This is a genomic window from Streptomyces sp. Root1310, from assembly GCF_001426425.1.
Lineage (GTDB): Bacteria > Actinomycetota > Actinomycetes > Streptomycetales > Streptomycetaceae > Streptomyces.
In genome coordinates this window covers 401197-425060 of the sequence record NZ_LMEQ01000001.1, presented here as the reverse complement: position 1 = coordinate 425060, position 23864 = coordinate 401197, and the positions used below count along the sequence as shown (strand labels likewise).

The following is a 23864-nucleotide window of genomic DNA, read 5'->3' as shown; positions in this document are numbered from 1 at the left end:
CGGCCGTTACCGACCCCGGCCGTTACCGACCCCGGCCGTTACCGACCCGGCCTACCGGGCCGGCGGCCGTTAGCGACCCGGCCGTTACCGGGCCGGCCGTGGTTCGGCGCACACCCGGGCCACCAACTCCCGCACCACGGCGGCCCCGTTCAGCGTCAGCACCGACTCCGGATGGAACTGCACCCCGGCGACCGCGTTCATGGGTGCGCCTTCGGCGCGGAGCGGCCCGCGCAGCGCGTGCACCTCGCCGTTCGCGGCCCGGCTCACCTCCACCCCGCGCGCGGCCAGCTCCCGCAGCGCCTCGTCGTCGCACAGCGCCACGAAGCTGTTGTAGAACCCGACGGTCTCCGCCCGCCCGAACAGGTCCACGGTCGTCTGCGCCCCCTGGTACGGCACCTCCTTGCGTACGATGTCCAGCCCCAGTTCCGCGGCGATCAGCTCGTGTCCGAGGCAGACCCCGAGGACACCGTGCCGGTGCTCCCGCACCACCCGCGCGGTCAGCCCTCGCAGCAACCGCATCTTCGGGTCGGTCAGGTCGGACGGGTCGCCGGGGCCGGGGCCGAGCACGACCGGCCCCTCGTGCGCGAGCACCGACTCCGTCAGCCCCGGTTCGTCGTAGCGCCGGACGCTCACCTCCAGACCGCTCGACCGCAGTACGTGCGCGAGCATCGCGGTGAAGGTGTCCTCGCCGTCGACGACGAGCGCGTGCCCGGTCAGCTCCTGCGTCCGCTCCTGCATCCGCAGCCAGAACGGCGCCAGCGAGGTCCGGCGCCCGTCCAGCGCCGCCCGCACCCGGGGGTCGTCGGCCAGTCGGGGCCGCGTGCCGTCCGTGTGCGGCCTGCCCGGCCGGACACCGAGCGCGGCCAGCACGCCCGCGGCCTTCGCGTGCGTCTCCGCGACCTCGCCCGCCGGATCCGAGCCCCGGACGAGCGTGGCGCCCACCGGCACCCGCAGCTGCCCGGCCGCGTCGATGTCGGCGGTACGGATGAGGATGGGGGAGTCGAGGGTCTGCGCCCCGCCCGGGTCCCGGCCCAGCAGCGCCAGCGCGCCGGCGTAGTAGCCCCGCCCGACCCCGTCCGGCCCGAGGGGCTCGTACCGCTCGATGACCCGGCAGGCGTTCTGCACGGGCGAGCCGGTGACGGTCGCCGCGAACATGGTCTCCTTCAGCACCTCCCGCACATCCAGCGAGGACCTGCCGCGCAGCTCGTACTCCGTGTGCGCGAGATGCGCCATCTCCTTCAGCCGGGGTCCGATCACCACACCGCCCATGTCACCGACGGTGCACATCATCTTGAGCTCCTCGTCGACGACCATCGACAGCTCCTCGATCTCCTTGCCGTCGGCCAGGAAGTCCAGGAGCCGCTCGGGCGTCGGACCCTCCGCCGGATAGCGGTACGTCCCGCTGATCGGGTTCATCACGACCGTGCCGCCGGACATCCGCACATGCACCTCGGGGCTGGCTCCCACCAGCGTCCGGTCCCCGGTGTGCACGACGAACGTCCAGTAGGCGCCCCGCTCGCCTTCGAGGAGCCGCCGGAAGAGGGCCAGCGCGTCGGCCCGGCCGAACCCCCGGATCCGCCCCCGGTACGTCCGCCGGATCACGAAGTTGGCACCCTCGCCCCGGCCGATCTCGTCCCGCAGCACCCGCCCGACGATCTCCGCGTACTCCTCGTCGGCCACGTCGAAGCCGCCGTCCTCGACTCGCACGTCCCGCGCCGGGAGCCGGTCGAGGGCCTCCGCCAGCGGCAGGACGTGACGCTCCTCGGGAACCAGTACCGCCAGCGGGGTGCCGTCGTCGCGGACGTCGAAGCCGCGCTCGCGGATCTGCCGGAAGGGGACGAGCGCCAGGCACTCCTCGGGCAGGTCGGCGAGCCGGTCGTACGTGGCTACCGGGCCGAGCAGCACCTCCACCGTGTCCGCGTCATGGCCGGGAGTGCGGCGGCGGAGCAGGGCGAACGGGCGGTCGTCGTGGAGCAGCCGAGCCAGGTCCATGGGGTTCCTCTTCCGTCGATCTCGATCTCGATCGATGTCGGTATCGGTGAGGAACGGCCCCGGACACGCCGAAGGCCGCCCCTCGGGCGGCCTTCGCGAAGTCTTGCGTACGCGCAGTTCAGTGGGCCGCCGGATGAGCGGTCCACCACCAGTTCTGGGTCGAAAGCGCGAACATGCGACGCACCCTACCCCACGCGCACCTGAGCACAGGTGCGTCTCACCTGTCGAGCCGGGCGAAAACGACTCGACACGACCCCGTAATGTTGAGGGCGTGACCGTGAACGCTAAGACCAGCGCGAGCGCTGGCAACACCTGGCGAGACCTGCCCGCGGCGCAGCAGCCCGAGTACCCCGACACCGAGGCTCTGCGCGCAGTGATCGCGGACCTCGAGTCGTATCCGCCGCTCGTCTTCGCGGGCGAGTGCGACCAGCTGCGCGCCCGGATGGCGGCCGTCGCCAAGGGAGAGGCGTTCCTTCTCCAGGGCGGCGACTGCGCCGAGGCGTTCGACGGGGTGTCCGCCGATCAGATCCGCAACAAGCTCAAGACGCTGCTCCAGATGGGCGCCGTACTCACGTACGCGGCCTCGGTGCCGGTCGTCAAGGTCGGCCGGATCGCCGGCCAGTACTCCAAGCCGCGCTCCAAGAGCACCGAGACCCGCGACGGCGTGACCCTGCCGACGTACCGCGGCGACTCGGTCAACGGCTTCGACTTCGACGAGGCGTCCCGCATCCCGGACCCCGAGCGCCTGAAGCGGATGTACAACGCGTCCGCCTCCACGCTCAACCTGGTGCGCGCCTTCACCACCGGCGGCTACGCCGACCTGCGCCAGGTGCACGCCTGGAACCAGGACTTCGTGAAGCAGTCCCCGTCCGGTCAGCGCTACGAACAGCTCGCCCGCGAGATCGACAACGCGCTGAACTTCATGCACGCCTGCGGGGCCGACCCGGAGGAGTTCAAGACGGTCGAGTTCTTCTCCTCGCACGAGGCGCTGCTGCTCGACTACGAGTCCGCCCTGACCAGGGTCGACTCCCGCACCGGGCGGCTGTACGACGTCTCGGCGCACATGGTGTGGATCGGTGAGCGCACCCGGCAGCTGGACCACGCGCACATCGAGTTCGCCTCGAAGATCCGCAACCCGATCGGCATCAAGCTCGGCCCGACGACCACGGCCGAGGAGGCGCTGCAGTACATCGAGCGCCTCGACCCCGACCGTGAGCCGGGCCGGCTGACCTTCATCGTCCGCATGGGCGCCGACAAGGTCCGCGACAAGCTGCCCGAGCTGGTCGAGAAGGTCAGCGCCTCGGGTGCGACCGTCGCCTGGATCACCGACCCGATGCACGGCAACACCTACGAGGCGGCCTCGGGTCACAAGACCCGCCGCTTCGACGACGTGCTCGACGAGGTCAAGGGCTTCTTCGAGGTCCACAAGGCCCTCGGCACCCACCCGGGCGGCATCCACGTGGAGCTGACCGGCGACGATGTCACCGAGTGCGTGGGCGGCGGCGACGAGATCTTCGTCGACGACCTGCACCAGCGCTACGAGACGGCCTGTGACCCCCGCCTGAACCGCAGCCAGTCCCTGGACCTGGCCTTCCTCGTGGCGGAGATGTACCGGGACCAGTGACCTTCCGGTCATGGAGTGGGGCGCGGATCACATACGATCCGCGCCCCACTCCACTTTTGCGTCCGCCGACCGCCGGGTAAGGTTAGGTAAACCTTATTGATCTCGGCAGGAGGTGAATCCGCGTGTTCGTATGCAGCTGCTTCGGTGTGACCGAGGCGCAGGTCCAGCAGCACGCGGACAACGGAGCCTGCACCCCCCGCCAGATAGCCTCCGCCTGCAAGGCGGGCACGGACTGCGGGTCGTGCGTCCGCCGTATCCAGGCGATCCTCGGCCGGGGCGCCTGTCCGCGCCGCGACCTGGCCGACCAGGGCAGGCCGGTCCTCGCCGAGCTCGAGGAGTTCGAAGACCTCGGGGAAGCCGCCTAACCAGGTCTTCGGGGAAGTCGCCTGGTCGGCACCGCGGGGAAGCCGCCTGGCCAGGGGCTCAGCTCTCCGGCTGCTCGATCAGCTGCGCGAGATACAGCGCCTCACCGAGCTTCTCCACCAGGTCGAGCTGCGTGTCGAGGTAGTCGATGTGGTGTTCCTCGTCCTCGAGGATCGACTCGAAGATGTTCGCGGACGTGATGTCACCCTTTTCGCGCATCACCTTGATGCCGCGCTTCAGCCGGTCGATCGCCTCGACCTCGACCTGACGGTCGGCCTCGAACATCTCCTTGACCGTCTGCCCGACCCGCACATGGAAGAGCCGCTGGTAGTTCGGCAGCCCGTCCAGGAACAGGATCCGGTCGGTCAGCACCTCGGCGTGCTTCATCTCGTCGAACGACTCGTGCCGGGTGTACTTGGCGAGCTTCGTCCAGCCGAAGTTCTCCTGCATCTTGGCGTGGAGGAAGTACTGGTTGATCGCGGTGAGCTCGCCGGTGAGCTGCTCGTTGAGGAACTCGATGACCTCGGGGTCGCCCTGCATCGCAGAGGCTCCTTCCGCATGGGAATTCGGGGTGGGGGGGAATCGGGGAGGCTGCCGCCGAATAATTGCACCGGTGCCGAAGATCGTCCAGTAAGTGCGTACTTAGTAAGTTAGTGCATGCTTAGTAGCAGTTGCCCGATTCGGGATATGCCCGGTCATGGCTGGTCATGTGCACCGTCCGGGGTCTGTCAGGATGGAGTCATGGGTCAGCCGGTGGAGCGCGAATCTGGAGAAGAAGCGGTGTCCGAGCTCCCGCCGGGACAGCGACTGCAGCGGGGATGGCCCGTCACCCACTACGGCCCGGTGCCCAAATTCCGGCCCGAGCGCTGGGAGTTCAGGGTCTTCGGCGCGACCGCCGACGGTGAGAAGCACTGCTGGAACCACGAGGAGTTCACGGCCCTTCCGTACGCGTCCGTCGTGGCCGATCTGCACTGCGTGACGAAGTTCAGCATGCTCGGCGCCGAGTGGGGCGGCATCCCGGCCCGCACCATCCTGGAGAGCGCTCCGCCCGCCCCGAACGTCACCCATGTGATGGTGTGGGCCGAGTACGGCTTCAGCTCGAACCTGCGGCTGGCCGACTTCGCCGCCGAGCGCACGATCTTCGCCACCCACAAGGACGGCGAGCTGCTCACCGCCGAGCACGGCTTCCCGCTGCGGCTGGTCGTGCCGCACCTCTACGCCTGGAAGGGCCCCAAGTGGGTCCGCGGCGTCGAGTACATGACCGCCGACCGCCGTGGCTTCTGGGAGGAGCGCGGCTACCACAACCTCGGCGACCCGTGGAAGGAACAGCGCTACTCGTACCAGGAGGGGCCGGGCGACGGCCCGGAACTCTGATCCCTCCGGTGCGGCGTCAGCCGTGCGGCGTCAGCCGTCCCGGAGCTTCTTCAGCCGCTCCACGTCCGCGGCGTGCCCCTCCTTGCCGCCGGGCGTCTCGATGATCAGCGGTACGCCCGCGGTGGCCGGATGGGTCATCAGCGCCCGGAACGGGTCCTCGCCGATGTGACCCGCGCCGATGTTCTCGTGCCGGTCCTTGTGGGCGCCGACCACGTCCTTGGAGTCATTGGCGTGGATCAGCTTCAGCCGGCCCTCGCCGACCGTGTCCACCAGCAGATCGAGGGTTTGGTGCATACCGGCCGGGCCGGTCAGGTCGTGCCCGGCCGCGAAGATGTGGCAGGTGTCGAGGCAGACGCCCAGCTTCGGATGGGCGTCCAGCGCCTCGAAGTACGGCCCGAAGTCCCAGGTCCGGGAGCAGAGCGAGGCGCCCTGGCCGGCGGTGGACTCGAGCAGCAGGAACGGGTCGTCGTCATGGGTCAGCTCGTCCAGCAGCGGCAGCAGGTACTCGCGCACCTGCTTCAGCGCCACCGACCGGTCCCGCCCGCCCGTCGCGCTCCCCGTGTGCACGACCACGCCCAGCGCCCCGATCTCCCGCCCGCGGCGCAGTGAGTGCCGCATCGACTCCACCGACCTCTCGGCCGTCGCCTCGGTGTGCGAGCCGAAGTTGATCAGGTACGGCGCGTGTACGTACGCCGGGACCGACCGGGCCGCACACGCCTCCCGGAAGGCCTCGTCCTGTCGCGGGTTGCCGACCGGAGTGGCCCAGCCGCGCGGGTTGGCGACGAAGACCTGGACCGTCTCCGCGCCGAGGTCGTGCGCGTACGACATGCCCACGTCGTGCAGACCGCCGGCCACGGGTACGTGACCGCCGACGGGGTTGCGGGAGGGGAGGGGGGTACGAGGACTCACCCGGTCAGGGTGTCATGCCCCGCGCACCGCCCCGGCACCGCCCGGTCACCGGATGGTGATCGTGATCGTCGACCCCTTGGGCGCCCTGTCGCCGGCGTCCACGGACTGGCTCTTCACGGTGTCGCCGAAGATCCCGAGCAGCCCCCGGTCCTCCTCGACCTCGAACCCGGACTGCTCCAGGAGCGACTTGGCATCGTCGACGCTCGCCCCGACCACATCCGGGACCTCGACCATCTCCGGCCCCTTGGAGAGCGTCAGCGTCACCGTGTCGCCCTCGGCGGCCTCGCTGCCCTCCTCCGGGGTCTGCGCCGCGACCAGGCCCTTGTCGAACTCGGAGTTGACCTGCTCGGTGGCGACCTTCACCTTCAGGCCGGCCTCCTGCAGCTCGGTCCTGGCGTCGTTCAGGGCGTCTCCGGTGACGTCCGGGATGTCGATCGGGCTGCCCTTGCTGACCACGATCGCCACCGCGGTGCCCGCGCGGCGCTTCGTGCCCGCCTCCGGGTCGGTGCTGATCACGAAGCCCTTGAGGACGTCCTCGCTGAACTCCTGGGTGACCAGACCCGGCTCCAGGCCGTCCGTCTTCAGCAGCTCCTCGGCCTTGTCCAGCCGCGAGCCCGTCACGTCCGGCACCTTCACGATCTCCGGGCCGTCGGAGACGGTGAGCGTCACGGAGTCGTGCTTGCGGATCCGGGCGCCCGGATCGGGGTCGGTGTCCATGACGGTGCCGCGCTTCACGGTGTCGCTGTGCTGGTGCCGCACTTTGCCGACCTCGAGGCCGGCGGCCTCCAGGCGTGTCCTTGCCTCCGCCTCCTTCTGCGTCAGCACCGCGGGGACCTTGGTGAACTGGCCGGAGTTGATGTACCAGACACCGGCACCCACGCCGAACACCAGCAGGACGGCGGCGATGAGCGCGAGCACCCCGCGCCGGGGCCGTGCGGAACGGCGACGGGGCGGCAGGGGCGGCCCGCTCTGGAAGCGGGAGGTGCGGTTGAGCGGGTCCTCGCCGTCGGCGGGGTCGTCGTCGTTGACGGGCAGCGGACGGGGCACGGTGAGCGAGCGCGGGATCACGCTCGTCCGGTCCTCGGCGTTGTCGTGTCCGGCGGTGACCGCCTGCGGCGGCATCGCGTCCAGCTGGTCCGCGGTGAGCGGTGCGCGCGCCTCCCGTACCAGCCCGAGCAGCGCGACGGCGTCGTACGGCCGGACGCCGGGGGTGCGGGCGGTGGCCGACGCCACGAGCTCGTCCAGCTCGAAGGGCATCCCGGGGACGAGGGCCGACGGCGGCGGGACGTCCTCGTGCAGGTGCTTGTAGAGCACGATCGCGGGGGAGTCGCCGTCGTGAGGCTTCTCACCGGTGAGCATCTCGTAGAGCACCACCCCGCACGCGTACACGTCGACGCGGGGGTCGGCGGCGCCGGGCTGCTCGATCTGCTCGGGGGCGAGATAGGCGACGGTGCCGAGCACGGCTCCCGTGGTGCTGGTCACCGTGTCGACGGACCGGACCAGCCCGAAGTCCGCGACCTTGACCCGCCCGTCGTCCCCTATCAGCACGTTCTCGGGCTTCATGTCCCGGTGCACGAACCCGGCCCGGTGCGCGGCGCCGAGCGCGGCCAGCACGGGCTCCAGGATGTCGAGCGCGGCCCGTGGCTGGAGCGCCCCGCGCTCCCGCAGCACATCGCGCAGCGTGCATCCGGCGATGTACTCCATGGCGAGATAGACGTACGACCCGTCGGCACCCTGATCGAACACCTGAACGACATTCGGGTGGGCGAGCCGGGCGACCGACTTCGCCTCCCGGATGAACCGCTCGACGAACGCCCCGTCGGCGGCGAGCGCCGGGTGCATCACCTTGAGCGCGAGCACGCGGTCCAGGCGGGTGTCCACGGCCCGGTAGACCGTGGCCATACCGCCGACCGCGATCCGCGCCTCTACGCGATACCGGCCGTCGAGCAGCTGCCCGACCAGAGGGTCCTGAAGGGTCGTGTCCACGCAGGTGAGTCTACGAGCCGCCGCCGACACCTCCGCCGGTTCCACCGCGATCGCAGCGCGACTGGAGCCGTCCTGTGACGCAACCCACGCGTCCCGCGACTCCCGTGTCCGCAGACCGGACGGTAGCGCCGCGGAGGTCAGAACGCGGGGCGCTCGGGGTCCAGCACGGCCCGGCCCTCCAGGGGCGAGGACGCCTCCGCGAAGTAGCGGGGCGGGATCCGTCCGGCCAGCCGGGCCAGCCTCCCGGCCTCGACGCCGGCCCGCATGGCCGACGCCATCCGCTCGGGTTCCCGCGCCCGGGTCACCGCCGACGCCAGCATCACCCCCGCGCACCCCAGCTCCATCGCCAGCGCCACGTCCGAGGCGGTGCCCGCCCCGGCGTCCAGGATCACCGGCACGCGCGCGTGCTCGACGATCAGCTGGAAGTTGTGCGGGTTGCGGATGCCCAGCCCGGAGCCGATCGGCGAGCCGAGCGGCATCACCGCCGCGCACCCCACGTCCTCCAGCTTCCTGGCCAGCACCGGATCGTCGTTCGTGTACGGCAGCACCGTGAACCCGTCGTCCACCAGCGTCTCCGCCGCCTCCAGCAGCTCGATCGGGTCCGGCAGCAGCGTGCGCTCGTCGGCGATGACCTCCAGCTTGATCAGATCGGTGCCCAGCGCCTCCCGCGCCAGCCGGGCCGTCAGCACGGCCTCCCCGGCGGTGAAACAGCCCGCCGTGTTCGGCAGCACCCGGATGCCGAGCCGCTCCAGCACCGACAGCACGGAACCGTGCACCGAGGGGTCCACCCGGCGCATCGCGACCGTCGTCAGCTCGGTCCCGGACGCCACCAGCGCCCGCTCCAGCACCTCCAGACTGGGCGCACCCCCCGTGCCCATGATCAGACGGGACGAGAAGGACCTGCCGCCGAGGACGAAGGGATCGTCGGCCATGGCTCAGCCCCCCTGGACCGCGGTCAGGACTTCCACCCGGTCGCCGTCGCGCAGCGCCGTGGACGGCCACTGCGCGCGCGGGACCACGGTCTCGTTGAGCGCGGCGGCCACCCCGGAGGGCGCCGGCGTCAGGGACCGTACGACGCTGTCGAGGGCCGTGCCGGGAGCGAACGCGCGCCGCTCCCCGTTCACCGAGACATGCACGTGGGCGCCCTCCCGGGCGTTCTCCTGGGCGTTCATGCGGGCTGCTCCGAGAGTGCGGCGGCGCGGAAGCGCCGGGGCGTGAAGGGACGGGCCTCTTCCGGGAGCTCCCCGGTGGCCAGGGCGTGCGCCATCGCGTCACCCGTCACCGGCGTCAGCAGCACGCCGTTGCGGTAGTGGCCGGTGGCCAGCAGCAGTCCCGCCAGCTCCGTCGGCCCGAGCAGCGGCGCGTTGTCGGGGGACCCGGGCCGCAGCCCCGCGCGCGTCTCCGTCAGCGGCAGCTCGGTGATCCCCGGGACCAGCTCATGGGCGTCGCGCAGCAACTCGTACACGCCTCCCGCCGTCACCGTGGTGTCCCAGCCCAGCTCCTCGCTGGTGGCGCCCACGACCAGCTCGCCGTTCTCGCGGGGGACCAGGTAGACCTGGCTGCCGCGCACCACGGCCCGCACGGTCCGGCTCAGGAACGGCGCGTACCGCGGCGGCACGGTCAGCCGCAGCACCTGGCCCTTCACCGGCCGTACGGGCGGCAGCACGTCCTGCGGCACCCCCGCGAGCCGTCCGCTCAGGCTGCCGCCGGCGAGCACCACCTGCCCCGCCGCCAGGGCCGTACCGTCCCGGGTGACGACCCCCGTGGCGCACTCGCCCACGACGGACAGCCGCTCGGCCCGTACGCGGTGGAAGGACACCCCGGCCCGCTCGCACGCGGCCACCAGCGCCGCGGTCAGCCGCCGCGGGTCGATCTGGTGGTCGCCGTCGACCCGCAGTCCGCCGCGCACCCCGGGCGCCAGCAGCGGTTCCAGGCGCCGGCACTCCCGCCCGGACAGCCACTCCGACTCCAGCCCCGACTGCTGCTGGAGTGCGTGCAGCTCGCGCAGGTGGGCGCGGTCGTCGGAGTCCAGCGCGACCGCGAGCGTGCCGCAGCGCCGGTAGCCGAGGTCGTGCCCGGTCAGCTCCGTCAGCTCGGCCGCGAACTCCGGGTAGCGGCGGGCGGAGGCCAGGTTGAGGCCGAGCAGGGTCTGCTCGCCGTGGTGCAGTTCCGTGACCGCGGCCAGCATCCCGGCCGCCACCTGGGCGGCCCCGCCGCCCGGTGCCGGGTCGGCCACCGCCGTGGCGAAGCCGCGCTGCGCGGCCCGCCAGGCCGTGACCAGCCCGATGATCCCGCCCCCGATGACGAGGACGTCTGACGTACGTGGAGACGACATGGGCGTCCAGCCCCTCCCTTCGCCGGCATGACCCGGATCAGGTTCGACGGTCGGAGGCCGCCAGCCTCCCTCTCAGCCCGGTGCGTCCGGACTCCCGCGTGTGCTCTAGGTTGGCCACCCTAGCCCGTGGTCCGGCGCCTCTGTAAGGGAGCCTTTCGTCATGCCCCGCTCGTTGGACGGCCTCGTCCTCGCGCCCGTCGCCGACCAGGCCCCGGGCCAGGTCGGCACCCGCACCCGCTTCACCTACCACGAGCGCGGCGGCGCGATCTGGGCGGAGTACACGGGCGGTGACGTCGTACGCGGGCATCTGGTGGGTACCAGGGAAGGAGACCGGCTCGACTTCCGGTACGTACAGCTCAAGCACGACGGGACGACGTCCTCGGGGCACTGCGTCTCGACGGTCGTGGAGCTCGCGGACGGACGGGTGCGGCTCGAGGAGAGCTGGGCGTGGGAGTCGCAGGAGGGCAGCGGCACCAGCGTTGTGGAGCAGGTCACGACGCACGACGGCTGACTGACGATTCGTCAGCCGCCTAAGGTGATCAGGTGAGCGAGCAGAGGCAGGAACAAGGCGGTCCGTCCGGGCGGCGCGTGGTGGTCGTCGGCGCGGGCATGGCCGGGGTGCAGACCGCCGTGGCCCTGCGGGAACAGGGCTTCGACGGCACGGTGACACTGATCGGCGCGGAGCCCCACCAGCCCTACGACCGGCCCCCGCTGTCCAAGGCCGTCCTGCTCGGCAACGCCGAGGGCTCCGCCTTCGACGTCGACTTCGAGGGCCTGGGCATCGAGCTGGTGCTCGGCCGCGAGGTCAGCGGCCTTCGCCCCGCCGACCACGAGCTGGACACCGAGGCCGGGCCCGTCCCCTACGACGTCCTCGTCCTCGCCACCGGCGCCGAGCCGATCCGGCTGCCCGGTGCCGAGGGCGTGCCCGGCGTGCACCTGCTGCGCACCCTGGACGACGCCGAACGGCTGCGTCCCGTGCTCGCCCGGCAGCACGACATCGTGGTCGTCGGCGCCGGCTGGATCGGCGCCGAGTTCGCCACGGCCGCGCGGGAGGCAGGCTGCGAGGTCACCGTCGTCGAGGCCGCCGACCGGCCGCTGGCCGGGGCCCTGCCCGCCGAGGTCGCCGCCCCGATGGCCACCTGGTACGCCGACAGCGGCATCGAGCTGCGCACCCACGCGCGCGTGGAGCGCGTCGAGCCCGGCGCGGTCGTCCTGGACGACGGCACCCGGCTGCCCGCGGGCGCCGTCGTGGTGGGCATCGGCGCCCGCCCCGCCACCGCCTGGCTGGCGGGCTCGGGCGTCGCGCTCGGCGCCCACCGCGAGGTCGTGGCCGACGTCCATCTGCGGACCTCCGTGCCCGATGTGTACGCGGTCGGCGACTGCGCCTCCTTCCCCTCGGGGCGGTACGGCGAGCGGCTTCTCGTGCATCACTGGGACAACGCCCTCCAGGGACCGCGCACGGTCGCGGCGAACATCGTGGGCGCCGCCACCGACGAGCCCCTGGCCGTGTACGACCCGGTCCCGTACTTCTGGTCCGAGCAGTTCGGCCGCTTCGTCCAGTACGCCGGGCACCACGCCGCCGCCGACCACGTGCTGTGGCGCGGCGACCCGTCGGGACCGGCCTGGTCGGTGTGCTGGCTGCGCGACGACCGGCTGGTCGCCCTGCTGGCCGTGGGCCGGGCGCGCGACCTCGCCCAGGGCAAGCGGCTGATCCAGGCGGGCACGCCCATGAACCCACGGCTCCTCGCGGACCCGGCGAGGCCTCTGAAGGCCGCGACGGCGGCGGTCTGACCGCCTGGTTGGACCGGCCCGGTTTCCGACTGTCAGCGGCAGATGGCAGGCTTGTTCCCGTGACCGAGATTGACGCAAAGACCGATGCTCTCGTCCCCGCCTGGCTCACCGTGCCCGACATCGCGGAAATGATGGATGTCGACGTGATCCGCGTCCGACAGCTGATCAAGGACGGCCAGCTCATCGCCGTACGCCGAGGCGAGAACCGCGCGCTGCACATCCCCGCCGCCTTCATCGACGGGGACAAGGTGGTCAAGGGCCTGGTCGGGACCCTGACCCTGCTGCGGGACGACGGCTTCAAGGACGAAGAGATGCTCGAGTGGCTCTTCACCCCCGACCCGAGCCTGCCCGGCACCCCCGCGCAGGCCCTGAGTGAGAATCGCGGCACGGAGGTGAAGCGCCGCGCCCAGGCGCTCGCCGTCTGACCGCGTACGACGCGTACGAACCGACACGCACGGCGTACGGGGGCCGCTCGCTCCCGTACGCCACCGCCCTGGGGGGAATTCCGTATGTCCGACACCGCCCGCGCCGGCCTGGCCGACGCCCTGCTGTACCTCTGCACGGACGCCCGCACCCGCCAGGGCGACCTCCCGGAGTTCCTGGACTCGGTCCTCGCGGGCGGTGTCGACATCGTCCAGCTGCGTGACAAGGGCATCGAGGCGGCCGAGGAGCTGGAGCACCTCGAGGTGTTCGCCGACGCCTGCGCCCGCCACGGCAGGCTGCTCGCGGTCAACGACCGCGCGGACGTCGCGCACGCGGCCGCCGCCGACGTGCTCCACCTCGGCCAGGGCGACCTGCCGGTCCCCGCGGCCCGCGCGATCCTCGGCGAGGAGGTCCTCGTCGGCCGCTCCACGCACACGGAGGCGGAGGCCGGGGCCGCCGCCGTCCAGGAGGGTGTCGACTACTTCTGCACCGGCCCGTGCTGGCCCACCCCCACCAAGCCCGGCCGGCCCGCCCCCGGCCTCGACCTGGTGCGGCACACGGCCGCCCTGGGCACCGACCGCCCCTGGTTCGCCATCGGCGGCATCGACCTCGGCAACCTGGACGAGGTACTGGCGGCGGGCGCCCGCCGGGTCGTCGTCGTCCGGGCGATCACGGACGCGGACGACCCGGGTGCCGCGGCGGCGGAGTTCGCGAAGCGCCTGCGCGAGGCGTGACCCGCTCGGCCCCGGCCGGTGGTTCGGGCGCACGGCCGGCACGTCCGACACCTCTGACCGACACCTCTGACACGTCTGGTACGGCTGTCCCAAGGGGTGGACAACAAGTCGACAAAACGGGCAAATTTCCCGCATCGGGTTGGGGGACCGCCCACCCCTGGCTAACCTGCGGGTATGGCCCTAGGAACCGCATCCACCAGGACGGACCGCGCGCGCACCGTGCGCGACATCCTCGCGACCGGCAAGACGACGTACTCGTTCGAGTTCTACGCGCCGAAGACGCCCAAGGGTGAGCGGAGCCTGTGGAACGCGCTGCGCCGGGTCGAGGCGGTCGCCCCCGACTTCGTCTCGGTGACGTACGGCGCCGGCGGCTCCACCCGGGCGACCACGGTCAGGGAGACCCAGCAGATCGTCGTCGACACCACCCTCACGCCGGTCGCGCACCTCACCGCAGTGGACCACTCCATCGCCGAGCTGCGCAACATCATCGGCCAGTACGCCGACGCCGGGATCCGCAACATGCTCGCCGTGCGCGGCGACCCGCCCGGCGACCCCATGGGCGCGTGGGTACCGCACCCCCGGGGCCTCACGTACGCCGCCGAACTCGTCCGGCTCATCAAGGAGTCGGGCGACTTCTGCGTGGGTGTCGCCGCCTTCCCCGAGATGCACCCGCGCTCCGGCGACTGGGACACGGACGTCACGCACTTCGTCGACAAGTGCCGGGCCGGCGCCGACTACGCCATCACGCAGATGTTCTTCGAGCCCGAGTCCTATCTGCGGCTGCGCGACCGCGTCGAGGCGGCCGGCTGTGTGACTCCGGTCATCCCCGAGGTCCTGCCGGTGACGAGTGTGAAGATGCTGGAAAGCCTGCCCAAGCTCAGCAACGCCCACTTCCCGGCCGCCCTGAAAGAGCGGATCCTCACAGCCAAAGACGATCCGGCCGCTGTACGCTCCATTGGCATCGACTTCGCCACGGAGTTCTGCGCACGGCTGCTGGCCGAGGGAGTGCCCGGACTGCACTTCATCACGCTCAACAACTCCACGGCGACGCTGGAAATCTACGAGAACCTGGGCCTGCACCATCCGCCGCAGGCCTAGACCGGTCGCATTCACATACGACACACTGCGTAGCGGCCACTGGGAGAGGGGCGTACATGGGCTGGACGGTCCTCTACATCGCGTTTGGCTTTGTCGCGCTGTGGCTGCTCGGCGAGGTTCTGCTGCAGTACAAGGCGCGGCTGCGCTGGCGGTTGCTGGCCTTCGTCGGCTTCCTCGGCGTGGTCCTCGGTGTCCTGATCCCGTCGGTCGTCGTCATCGCGCTGGGCGCGGCCGCCTTCGCGGTCGGCCAGACCTATGTCACGCTCTCGTTCCGCCGCGGCTTCGCCGAGGGCTGGGCCTTCCGGCGCGGGGACGCGGACACGGACGGTGAGGGCGGGACCGTCACCAAGCGGCGCCGCGGCAAGGCCGAGCGCCAGGACCCGACACTCGAGGTCTCCGGCCTGGAGGCGGGCGAGGCCGGTATCGGCTCCGACGCGCAGTACGGCACCGACGACGTGACGTTCGGTCAGGACGGGAACCGCTTCGGCGACAAGAGCGCCTTCGGCGACGACGACTACGACCGCGACGACGTCTTCACACCCGCGGCCCGCGGCACCGACCCCTCGGCCGCCGAGACCACGTCCGTGTACGAGCCGCAGCCCCTGCCCGACGACACCGGCTCCTACGGCATATACAGCGACACCGCGTACGCGGCCGCGGGCGGCCAGGGCCAGTCGCAGGGCCAGCCCCAGGACCAGTACGCGACGGCCGCCCAGGGCACGGACCAGAACTACGGGTACGACACGTACAACGGGTACCACCAGCAGCAGTACGGCTACGACGCCACCGGCGAGCAGCAGTACGCCGCCTACTCCGACCCGTACATCGGCACCCAGACCTACGGCGGAGGCTCCTACGACGCCGGCTACGGCCAGCAGCAGTACGGGCAGCAGGGCTACGGCCAGGAGCAGTACGGCACCGGCGGCTACGGGGAGACCCCGGCCGGCGGCGTCTGGGTCCCGCAACAGCGCAGCACCGACGACCCGCTGGGCGGCGAACTCCCGCCCGAGCAGCAGCAGTACCCGTACCAGGGCGACGGCCGGCAACAGGGCCACGGCCAGGGCACCGGCTACGACGAGCAGTACCGGTTCTGACGGCCGCGCGTCCTCCCCGGAACGTCTGCTGGGGTCAGGGCCGCCGCCGGGAACCCCGGTGGCTCACTGGGAGCCCCGGAACTGCGGGCCCTCCACGATCAGCCCGGACACCAGCGCGCCCGACATCCCCGCGTGCGGCAGTCCGCCGCCCGGGTGCGACCAGCCACCGACGGTGAACAGCCCTTGCAGACCTGTGGAGTTGGCGGGATGCAGCAGCCGCCCGCCGGCCGCGGCCAGGGCCGGCGCCGGGACCGCCCCGCCCGCCGCGCCGGTCTCCCGCGCGATGTCGGCGGGGGTGCGCGTCTCGCGCCACAGGACGCGGTCGCGCAGACCGGGGACGGCTCGCTCGGCCACGGCGATCAGCACGTCCACGTGCGCGTCGTGAATCTCCGCGCCCGCGGGCACCACCGCGCCCAGCGTGACGGCCTCGTGGGCGCCGTCCGGGACCAGGGCGGGGTCGTCGGGCCGCAGGACCGTCACCGTCGGCCGCGCGGGCACTGACGGCGCCGTACCGAAGAGACTCTCCAACTCGCCGTCACGGTCCACCGAGTGGACCACCGTCCGGTGCGCGGTCCCCTCCGGCCGGGCGCCGCGCAGCGCGAGCAGCACGGTCAGCCGGCTCGGCAGGTCCCGCTGGGGAGCGACCTCGCCGTCCGCGCGGGCGGGCAGACCGCCGGCGCTGCCGGGGGCGACCACGAAGTCAGCCTCCCGCACCTCGCCCCCGGCGAGTTCCACGCCCACCGCCCGGCCGTCCTTCTCCAGGATCCGGGTCACCTCCGCGCCGAAGACGAATTCCACCCGGCGGGCCAGACACCGCTCGTGGACCGCTCGGGCCAGTTCCCGCATCCCCCCGCGCACGTACCAGGTGCCGAAGGCGTGCTCCATGTACGGCAGCACGGCCGCGCTCGCCGGGGTGACCCGCGGGTCCAGGCCGTACGCGAGCGCGTGGCCATCGAGCAGCGCGGTGAGCCGGGGGTCACGCAGCTCCCAGGTGCCGACCTCGGCGAGGGTGCCCGCCCGGCGGGTGCGCAGCAGGCGCTTGTGCGGGACCGCCGGGTAGGGCTCGCGGGCGGCCAGCACCGACCAGTCGTCCCACAGGGGCTCCTCCAGGAGCGGACGGCGGGTGCGGTCCCAGGCCTCGCGGGCCCGGACCAGGAAGTCGCCCCAGCGCTGCCCGGCCGGCGCCCCGAGCGCGGCGTCCAGCGCGGTGACGACCCCCGCGCGCGAGGCGTTCGGCAGCGATACCTCGGTGCCGTCCGCGAAGACGTGCCGTGCGGACGGATCGACCTGGACCAGCTCGACACACGCCTCCAGCGGCTCCTTGCCGGTCTTGACGAAGAGGTCGCGGTAGACGGCGGGCAGGGGCAGCAGACCGGGGCCGGTGTCGAAACCGAACCCGTCCCGCTCGAAGCGGCGCACCGCTCCGCCGTACGTCTGCGCACGTTCGTACACCGTCACCCGGTGGCCCGCGACGGCCAGCCGGGCGGCCGCCGTCAGCGCGCCCATCCCGGCGCCGATCACCGCAATCCCTGCCATGCCGGCGACTTTATCGGGCGCCACCGACAGTCATGCCGTCAGCCCGGTGGCGGCGGCCACGGGAGCCGGGCGAGCCGGCGTTCCTCCCGCCGCTGCGACCTGCGCCGCAGGAACCGGCGGATCCGCGAGACGAGGAGGTAGAGGACCGCCAGACCGGCCAGCAGCAGCGCACCGGCGATGATGGCGGCCGCTTCCGGGTGGAAGATCGCGAAGGTCACGATCCCGGCGACCCCGAGATCCTCGGCCAGGCTCACGATCACGTTGCTGAACGGCTCCGGCGAGGAGTTCACCGCCATCCGGGTGCCGGCCTTCACGGCGTGGCTGGCCAGCGCCGTCGAACCACCGAGCAGACCGGCCGCCGCGTCGGAGAGCGAACCGCTCTGCCCGGCGAGCACCGCCCCGATCCAGGCTCCCGCCGCGGGCCGGACGACCGTGTGCGCGGTGTCCCACGCGGAGTCCACGTACGGGATCTTGTCGGCGACGGCCTCGCACAGGAACAGGAAGCCGGCGGCGATGAGCACCTCGGGCCGCTGGAGCGTCTCGGGAACGTCTTCGCTCAGTCCGGTCGCGCCGAACACGCCGAGCAGGAGCACCACCGCGTAGGCGTTGATGCCGCTGGCCCAGCCGCTGGTGAACACAAGGGGGAGTACGGACACGGACGCGATCGTAACCAGTCGGCCGCGCGGCGTCCTGGGGATGAGTGCGCAGGGCTGAGTACGCGTACCTAGTGGGTGAGTTGAGTACGCGCGCGGATGGGGGCGGACCTGCGCGAACGAGAGAGTGGTGGCACGGAAAGAGGCGCGGCTCCGGCACCGGCGACACGGGGCGCCGGAACGGAGCGGCCCTCGATCCGCTCCTTCCGCCGGCCGGTTCGGCGGGAGTGAGACGCGGGGGGCACCCCGGGGGAACGACCGCACGGGGGAACAACGGGGGAGGCAACGGGGGAACGGGGGAAACGGGGGAGCACGAGGAAGCGCCGGTTCGGGGCGGCCCACGGGGGACGGGGCCACCGCGGACCGGCGCTTTCGTGTGTTCACGCGCGTACCCACGCGCGCGTGGCGTGGTGCGGACCCGCACCACGCGCGCGTGGGCTACCGGTGACCGCTCACCCGTCCCTGGAGCAGCCGGGACAGCGCCGAGTGGACGTCGTCCAGGGAGCGCTCCGGCTGGAAGGCCTGCCAGTCCAGCGCGGCCACCAGCACCATGCCCACCAGGGCGGCCGCCGTCAGCGGGACATCGATCTCGTCGCTGAACTCGCCGTTCTCGACGCCCTCGCGCAGCACCCCCTCGACGACGGCCACCGCCTCCTGCCGGACCACCATGAGGGTGGACTGCCAGGCACGGTTCGTGCGCCACAGCTCGGCCACGTAGAGCTGGGTGAAGGACGGGTAGCGGTCGATGAAGACGAGGCCCGCGCGGACCATCGCGTCCAGGGCGTCGACCTTGCTGCCGCCCTCCCGCGCGGTGCGCTCGGCCGCCTCCCGCAGCGAGGCGGTGAGGAGGCCCACGCCGTGCCTCAGCAGCTCCTCGAACAGGACCGACTTGCTCGCGAAGTTGTAGTAGACCGTGCCTTTCGCGACGCCGGCCCGTTCGGCGATCTCGTCCACGGTCGTCGCGGAGAAGCCCTGCTCGGCGATGAGCGTGACGGCTGCCTCGTAGAGCTTCTGCCGGGTGGCCTCGCGGCGGGTGCTGCCGCCCGGGGTGGTGCTGCTTTCCATGGTCCTGATTGTCACAGGAACCCGGCCCGCCGGACGCCCGATCCTCACAGGCTCAGCTCCGGGTGCAGCCGGTCCAGTGTCCACACCTGGCGGCGGCGCGCCGACAGGGCGGTCAGCGCGAGGGCGCCCGCGGTGAAGGCGACGAGCACCACGCACGCGTGCCACACCGGTGTCAGCCCACCGCCCGTGATGAGCCTCCTGAGCGCGTCGACGACGTGACTCATCGGCAGGTAGGGATGGATCGCGTTGAAGAAGCCGGGGCTGGTCTGCACCGGATAGGTACCGCCCGCCGAGGTCAACTGCAGCATCAGCAGGGCGAGTACGAGGATCCGGCCCGCTGCGCCGAAGCGCGCGTTGAGCCACTGCACGAGGGCCGCGAAGCACGCCGTCACCAGGAACAGGAAGCCCACCGTGCCGGCTGCCCGCGCCATCTCCAGGCCGATCGCCCAGTGCAGTACGGCCATCAGGGCCGTCGTCTGGAGCACCCCGATCGCGACCACCGGCAGCCAGCCCGCCAGCGCGATCCGCCACGCCGGGGCGCCCGCGGCGAGCGCGCGCCGGTTCATCGGCGCGATCAGCATGTACGCCACCATCGCGCCCACCCACAGCGACAGCGGGATGAAGTACGGGGCGAAGCCGGTGCCGTAGTTGGGCGCCTTGTGCAGGTCCTTGGAGGCGAGCTGCACGGGGTCGGCCATGACGGCGGTGCGCGCGTCACGCTGCCGCGCGTCGTAGTCGGGGATCTGTTCGGCACCGTCGTGCAGACCGTCCGCGAGCTTTCCGGAGCCGTCGGAGAGCTTGAAGATGCCGCCGTTGAGGTCCTGGGCGCCGGTCTCGAGCTTGGTGACGCCCTCGTCGAGGTCGACCGACCCCGTCTTGGCCGTGCCGAGCCCGGTGTGCAGCTTCTTGGCGCCCTTGGCGACCTTCGCGGCGCCGGTGTTGAGCGCGTTGACCTTGGTCACGGCGTCGTCGAGGTCCTCGGAGAGGTGCGGGGCGCTGTCGGCGAGCGACTGCGCCTGCTTCTGGAGGCCGGCGAGGTTCGTGCGGAGCGTCTTCAGGTCGCCGTCCTGGTCGGCGATCAGCGTGTTGAGGTCGTCGGCGACCTTCGCGACGTCGGCGGCCGCGTCCTTGGCCTTCTTCAGGTCGGCGCACGCGGGGTCGGGCAGTACCGGCGTCTCGCAGCGCGCCTCGTGGACGGCGGCGAGGGTGTCCGAGGCCGTGTGGGCGCCCTCGGCTGCGGTCGGCGCCAGCTTGACCAGGGCGGCGAGGTTGTCGCGGATCACCTTGGCCGAGTCGGCGACCAATTGGGCGGTGTCCCCGATGGTCTTCTCGTTGTCCTTGACGAAGGGCCCCAGGGTGTCGGCGACCCCGTTGACCTTGTCGGCGAGCGTCTGGGTGCCGTCCGCGACCTTCTGCGAACCGTCCTCCAGGTCGTCGGCGCCCTTGTCGAGCTTCTTGAGGCCCTTGGCCAGCTTGCCGCTGCCGTCCTTGGCGTCGCTCAGCCCGTCGGCGAGGTCCTTGGAGCCCTTCTCGGCCTTCCCGATACCGCCGGTGAGGTCGTCGGCCCCGTCGGCGGCCTTCGCGGTCGCCCCGTGGATGTCGGAGAAGGAGACGAAGATCTTGTCCAGGAAGGACCGCGAGGTCTTCGTGGACGCGGCCGTGCGCACCTCGCTGAAGACCGTTCGCGAGATCTGCCCGACGATGTAGTTGTTGGCGTCGTTGGTGCGCACCTGCAGGGCGCTCGTCTCGGGCGAGTCGCCCGAGCTGGAGGCGATCCGCCCGCTGAAGTCGGCCGGCATGGTGAGCGACAGGTAGTACCTGCCGTCCTCCACGCCCGCGCGTGCCTCGGCGGCACTCACCTCGTGCCAGTCGAAGACCTCGCTGTCGCGCAGGCCCTTGGTGATGTCGTCCCCGGCGCTGATCCTCTTGCCGTCGGCGGTGGCGCCCTTGTCGTCGTTCACGAGGGCCACGGGAATGCGGTCCAGGCGGCCGTACGGGTCCCAGAAGGACCACAGGTACAGCGCGCCGTACAGCAGCGGCAGCAGCAGGAGCGCGACGAGGGCGGCCCGGGGGAGCTTGCCCCGGCCGAAGCGCCGCAGCTCAAGCGCGGCCAGTCTCGGCGATCGCATCCGTCTTCTCCTCTTCCTGCTCGGACCCGGTGGACCGGGTGGACCTGTTGGACTTGGTGGGTTCACCGGACTTGGTGGGTTCACCGGACCCGGTGGAGTCGCCGGACCCGGTGGAGTCGCCGGACTCGGCTGAGTCGCCGGACCCGGCTGTCGTTCCGGCGGATTCGGCGGTGGGCCCGTCGGAGGCCCCGATGCCGTCCTCCCGGGCAGAGGCCCCGGCGTTCTCCCGGTCGGCGGCCTCGGCGGCCTCGTCCCGGTCGAGCGGGGCGGCCGCCGGGCCGGTGGAGACCGTGACCGCGCCCTCGGGGGCCTCGCCGCACACCGCCAGGACGGTCGTCCCCGCCTCGGTGAGGGATCCGAGCAGTGCCCAGACCTCCTCCCGCTCGGCGTCCGTCAGCTTCAGGTCGATGTCATCGACACCGAGCAGACCGGGGCGTCCGATGAGCGCCAGCGCGACGGACAGTCGCAGCGCTTCGATGCGTTCCAGATCGCGGACGGCGGTCCGCGACCCCTTGGGCAGGGCCTCCCGGTCGAGCCCGGCGGCGGCGAGCGCGGTGTCGATCCGCAGCCCCACCTCGACCGCCCGCTCCGCACGCGGTCGCAGCAGATCCCGTACGGGGCCGCCGAACCGCCGCTCCAGCAGCGCCCGTTCGCGCAGGTGCTCCCCGACGGTCAGGGCCGGGTCGAGGTCGGTGACCCCGGCGACGTGCGCGAGCGCGCTGACGCGCCGCACGGCGGCCAGGTGCTTCGGCAGCCGGGACCCGCCCACGGTCGCCGTCCCCTCGGTGGCCTTCATCCGCCCGGTGAGGGCGAGCAGCAGGCTGGTCCGCCCGGAGCCTGACGGCCCCTCGACGGCGATCAACGAGCCCGGCTCCGCGTCGAGGCCCACGCCCCGGAACGCCCATCCGCGAGGGCCTCGGAGCCCGAAGCCGTCGGCGGTGACACCGACTCCGTCCACAGGTCCCCCTGATTGACGACTATTTGAACTGACTGGTCAGTGCAAAAACTAGCCCGAACCTTCGATCGAAGCAAAAGCGCAGGTCAGAACGGATTGTCAGTGCCATACCCCACGATGGGCACATACGGCAACCCGTATCGGGCGTGCCGTCACACAGACGACAGGAGGTTCGTCATGGCCACCTACCACGCAGCCGCCGCAAACCGGCGCCGCGCCACCGGCCCTGCCCCCTCACTGAACGGCCCGGCGAGCGATGTGCACCCCGTGCTGCGCCGCACCACGGCTCCTCCCGCCGCCCTCGACCTGCTCGCCCAGGCCCGCGCCGGGCTGGACGAGGCGGCCGTCCTCGAAACCCCCAACGAGCGCTACGCCACGGCTCATCTGGCGGCACTGCGCACCGCGGCGGCCGTGCTCGCCGCCCGGGGCCGCCCCGATCCCGCCCCGCGCCGCCGGGCCCGCATCCGGAGCGCCTGGGAAGTGCTCCCCGAGATAGCGCCCGAACTCACCGAGTGGAGCGCGCTGTTCGCCTCCGGGGCCCGGCGCCGTGCCCGGGCCGAGGCGGGCATCCACGGCGCGGCCACCCGTCGGGACGCCGACGACCTGATCCGCGACGTGGCGATGTTCCTCCGCCTCGTCGAACGCATGCTGGTGCTCCAGCCGGTCCTCCCGCAGCCGCGCCAGGAGGGCGACGACCCGGACGGCTCCGGTGCGGGGCGCGACCTGCCGGACGCGGGCTGACATGCCCGCCACCGGGGTGCACCACCGTGACCGGGCGAAGGCGCCGGAGGCAATAGGGTGGAAGGCGCCTGAAGCCTTCCCGCGGCCCACCCCGCCCCGCCCGCTCGGCGGTCCGGGGCCGGACCGGGCCGGGAAGGCAGCCCGTTCGCTCCGCCGCGCAAGAGGCGGTGCCGCGCCGAGGAGTCAACTGCCGTGTCGGACCCGATGCGCCCGCCCGTCTCCCACCCCAGCCCGCACCCGACGCCGCTACGCTCCGACCCCCCTCGGCCCCGCGCCGCCCTCCGTACGGCCGTGGTCTGGGAGGTCCTTCAGGACGCCCTCGAGCGCCGGGTCAAGACGACCGGGCGTGAGTCGCTCGACGTCCTCGACACCGGTGGCGGCAGCGGGAACTTCGCGGTGCCCGTCGCCCTCCTCGGGCACCGGGTCACCGTCGTCGACCCCAGTCCCAACGCGCTGTTCGCCCTGGAGCGCCGCACCGCCGAGGCCGGCGTCGCCGATCGGGTGAAGGGTGTCCAGGGCGACGCCCACGGGCTCTTCGACGTGGTCGAGCGGGGCGGCTACGACGCGGTCCTGTGCCACGGGGTCCTGGAGTACGTGGACGACCCGGCCGAGGGCGTCCGCAACGTGGTCGCCGCGCTGCGCTCCGGCGGCGTCCTCAGCCTGCTCGCCGCCGGACTCGGCGGAGCCGTGCTCGCGCGTGCCCTCGCCGGCCGCTTCAAGGAGGCCCGGCAGGCCCTCACCGGCCCGGACGGCCGCTGGGGCGAGGGTGACCCCGTGCCGCGCCGCTTCACGGCCGAGCAGCTCACCGCCCTGGTCGAGGGCGCGGGCCTGCGGGTCGGGTCGGTGCACGGCGTGCGCGTCTTCGCCGACCTCGTCCCCGGCGTGCTCGTGGACACCGAGCCCGGCGCCATGGAAGCCCTGCTGAAGCTGGAGGAGGCCGCCGCCGAACTCGCGGCCTTCCACTCCGTGGCGACCCAGCTTCACGTGCTGGGGGAGACGCAAGGGGCCGACGGGAGCTGAGCGCCGCCTGGGGCGCACCGCTGATCAGGGCCTTGGCCGCGC

General features: G+C 72.3%; 23 protein-coding genes and 1 riboswitch. Of the genes, 11 read left to right on the top strand and 12 right to left on the bottom strand.

Annotated elements, in window-relative coordinates; translation table 11 throughout:
- Positions 1–84 precede the first annotated feature (84 nt).
- Positions 85–1992 (bottom strand): anthranilate synthase family protein, encoded by a 1908-nt coding sequence (locus ASD48_RS01945; protein WP_057599577.1) that lies wholly within the window; start codon positions 1990–1992, stop codon positions 85–87.
- 271 nt (positions 1993–2263) lie between these two features.
- Here ASD48_RS01945 and ASD48_RS01940 point away from each other — a divergent pair, with 271 nt between their 5' ends.
- The gene (locus tag ASD48_RS01940) at positions 2264–3616 is read left to right on the top strand and encodes a 3-deoxy-7-phosphoheptulonate synthase class II (RefSeq protein WP_057599576.1); all 1353 of its coding nucleotides are present in this window, start codon (positions 2264–2266) and stop codon (positions 3614–3616) included.
- Between the two features lie 122 nt (positions 3617–3738).
- On the top strand, positions 3739–3981 hold the full coding sequence (locus ASD48_RS01935) for a (2Fe-2S)-binding protein (protein WP_057599575.1): 243 nt from the start codon (positions 3739–3741) through the stop codon (positions 3979–3981).
- Positions 3982–4039: 58 nt separating this feature from the next.
- On the opposite strand, the gene bfr is transcribed toward ASD48_RS01935, so the two are convergent.
- Positions 4040–4519 (bottom strand): bacterioferritin, encoded by a 480-nt coding sequence (gene bfr / locus ASD48_RS01930; RefSeq protein WP_020129964.1) that lies wholly within the window; start codon positions 4517–4519, stop codon positions 4040–4042.
- A gap of 201 nt (positions 4520–4720) precedes the next feature.
- Between bfr and ASD48_RS01925 the strand changes: the two genes are divergently transcribed.
- Entirely contained in the window at positions 4721–5353 is a 633-nt protein-coding gene (locus tag ASD48_RS01925; RefSeq protein WP_057599574.1) for a sulfite oxidase-like oxidoreductase, read from the top strand.
- A gap of 30 nt (positions 5354–5383) precedes the next feature.
- On the opposite strand, the gene ASD48_RS01920 is transcribed toward ASD48_RS01925, so the two are convergent.
- The 5 genes from ASD48_RS01920 to thiO all read right to left on the bottom strand — a co-directional run bounded on the left by ASD48_RS01920 (position 5384) and on the right by thiO (position 10583).
- Positions 5384–6262 carry a deoxyribonuclease IV gene (locus ASD48_RS01920; protein WP_079073569.1) on the bottom strand — a complete coding sequence of 293 codons (879 nt, stop codon included), beginning with the start codon at positions 6260–6262 and terminating at the stop codon, positions 5384–5386.
- 45 nt (positions 6263–6307) lie between these two features.
- Complete coding sequence (gene pknB, locus ASD48_RS01915; RefSeq protein ID WP_057599572.1) at positions 6308–8248, bottom strand: Stk1 family PASTA domain-containing Ser/Thr kinase; 1941 nt, start codon at positions 8246–8248, stop codon at positions 6308–6310.
- Positions 8249–8385: 137 nt separating this feature from the next.
- Positions 8386–9180: a thiazole synthase gene (locus tag ASD48_RS01910; protein ID WP_057599571.1), complete on the bottom strand. Its 795-nt coding sequence runs from the start codon at positions 9178–9180 to the stop codon at positions 8386–8388.
- Between the two features lie 3 nt (positions 9181–9183).
- Positions 9184–9384: a sulfur carrier protein ThiS gene (thiS, locus tag ASD48_RS01905; RefSeq protein WP_057600951.1), complete on the bottom strand. Its 201-nt coding sequence runs from the start codon at positions 9382–9384 to the stop codon at positions 9184–9186.
- 32 nt (positions 9385–9416) lie between these two features.
- Entirely contained in the window at positions 9417–10583 is a 1167-nt protein-coding gene (gene thiO, locus ASD48_RS01900; RefSeq protein WP_057599570.1) for a glycine oxidase ThiO, read from the bottom strand.
- A riboswitch (TPP riboswitch) is annotated at positions 10581–10691 on the bottom strand. Its footprint overlaps the gene before it by 3 nt.
- 52 nt (positions 10692–10743) lie before the next feature.
- Between thiO and ASD48_RS01895 the strand changes: the two genes are divergently transcribed.
- The 6 genes from ASD48_RS01895 (at position 10744) to ASD48_RS01870 (ending at position 15723) form a co-directional block, all read left to right on the top strand.
- Positions 10744–11094: a hypothetical protein gene (locus ASD48_RS01895; protein ID WP_057599569.1), complete on the top strand. Its 351-nt coding sequence runs from the start codon at positions 10744–10746 to the stop codon at positions 11092–11094.
- Between the two features lie 32 nt (positions 11095–11126).
- Positions 11127–12374, top strand: a complete 1248-nt coding sequence (locus tag ASD48_RS01890; RefSeq protein ID WP_079073568.1) for an FAD-dependent oxidoreductase — start codon at positions 11127–11129, stop codon at positions 12372–12374.
- 59 nt (positions 12375–12433) lie between these two features.
- Complete coding sequence (locus ASD48_RS01885) at positions 12434–12799, top strand: Rv2175c family DNA-binding protein (protein ID WP_057599567.1); 366 nt, start codon at positions 12434–12436, stop codon at positions 12797–12799.
- A gap of 84 nt (positions 12800–12883) precedes the next feature.
- On the top strand, positions 12884–13531 hold the full coding sequence (thiE, locus tag ASD48_RS01880; protein ID WP_057599566.1) for a thiamine phosphate synthase: 648 nt from the start codon (positions 12884–12886) through the stop codon (positions 13529–13531).
- Between the two features lie 174 nt (positions 13532–13705).
- Positions 13706–14629, top strand: coding sequence for a methylenetetrahydrofolate reductase [NAD(P)H] (gene metF / locus ASD48_RS01875; protein ID WP_057599565.1), 924 nt, complete (start codon positions 13706–13708; stop codon positions 14627–14629).
- A 56-nt stretch (positions 14630–14685) separates the two neighbouring features.
- The gene (locus ASD48_RS01870; protein ID WP_057599564.1) at positions 14686–15723 is read left to right on the top strand and encodes a hypothetical protein; all 1038 of its coding nucleotides are present in this window, start codon (positions 14686–14688) and stop codon (positions 15721–15723) included.
- 63 nt (positions 15724–15786) lie between these two features.
- Here ASD48_RS01870 and ASD48_RS01865 read toward each other — a convergent pair whose 3' ends face one another.
- From ASD48_RS01865 to ASD48_RS01845, 5 genes are all read right to left on the bottom strand, one after another.
- Positions 15787–17259, bottom strand: coding sequence for an NAD(P)/FAD-dependent oxidoreductase (locus tag ASD48_RS01865; RefSeq protein ID WP_057599563.1), 1473 nt, complete (start codon positions 17257–17259; stop codon positions 15787–15789).
- 38 nt (positions 17260–17297) lie between these two features.
- Positions 17298–17915, bottom strand: coding sequence for a DUF4126 domain-containing protein (locus tag ASD48_RS01860; protein WP_057599562.1), 618 nt, complete (start codon positions 17913–17915; stop codon positions 17298–17300).
- A gap of 435 nt (positions 17916–18350) precedes the next feature.
- The gene (locus ASD48_RS01855) at positions 18351–18977 is read right to left on the bottom strand and encodes a TetR/AcrR family transcriptional regulator (protein WP_057599561.1); all 627 of its coding nucleotides are present in this window, start codon (positions 18975–18977) and stop codon (positions 18351–18353) included.
- A gap of 44 nt (positions 18978–19021) precedes the next feature.
- Complete coding sequence (locus tag ASD48_RS01850; protein ID WP_057599560.1) at positions 19022–21106, bottom strand: YhgE/Pip domain-containing protein; 2085 nt, start codon at positions 21104–21106, stop codon at positions 19022–19024.
- A complete protein-coding gene (locus tag ASD48_RS01845; protein WP_057599559.1) occupies positions 21078–22064 on the bottom strand; it encodes an ATP-binding cassette domain-containing protein in 987 nt (328 codons plus the stop codon). Before ASD48_RS01845 ends, ASD48_RS01850 begins: the two co-directional genes overlap by 29 nt.
- Positions 22065–22238: 174 nt before the next feature.
- Between ASD48_RS01845 and ASD48_RS01840 the strand changes: the two genes are divergently transcribed.
- A complete protein-coding gene (locus tag ASD48_RS01840) occupies positions 22239–22802 on the top strand; it encodes an SAV_6107 family HEPN domain-containing protein (RefSeq protein WP_057599558.1) in 564 nt (187 codons plus the stop codon).
- Between the two features lie 192 nt (positions 22803–22994).
- On the top strand, positions 22995–23822 hold the full coding sequence (locus ASD48_RS01835; protein ID WP_054242857.1) for a methyltransferase: 828 nt from the start codon (positions 22995–22997) through the stop codon (positions 23820–23822).
- Positions 23823–23864: the final 42 nt, after the last annotated feature.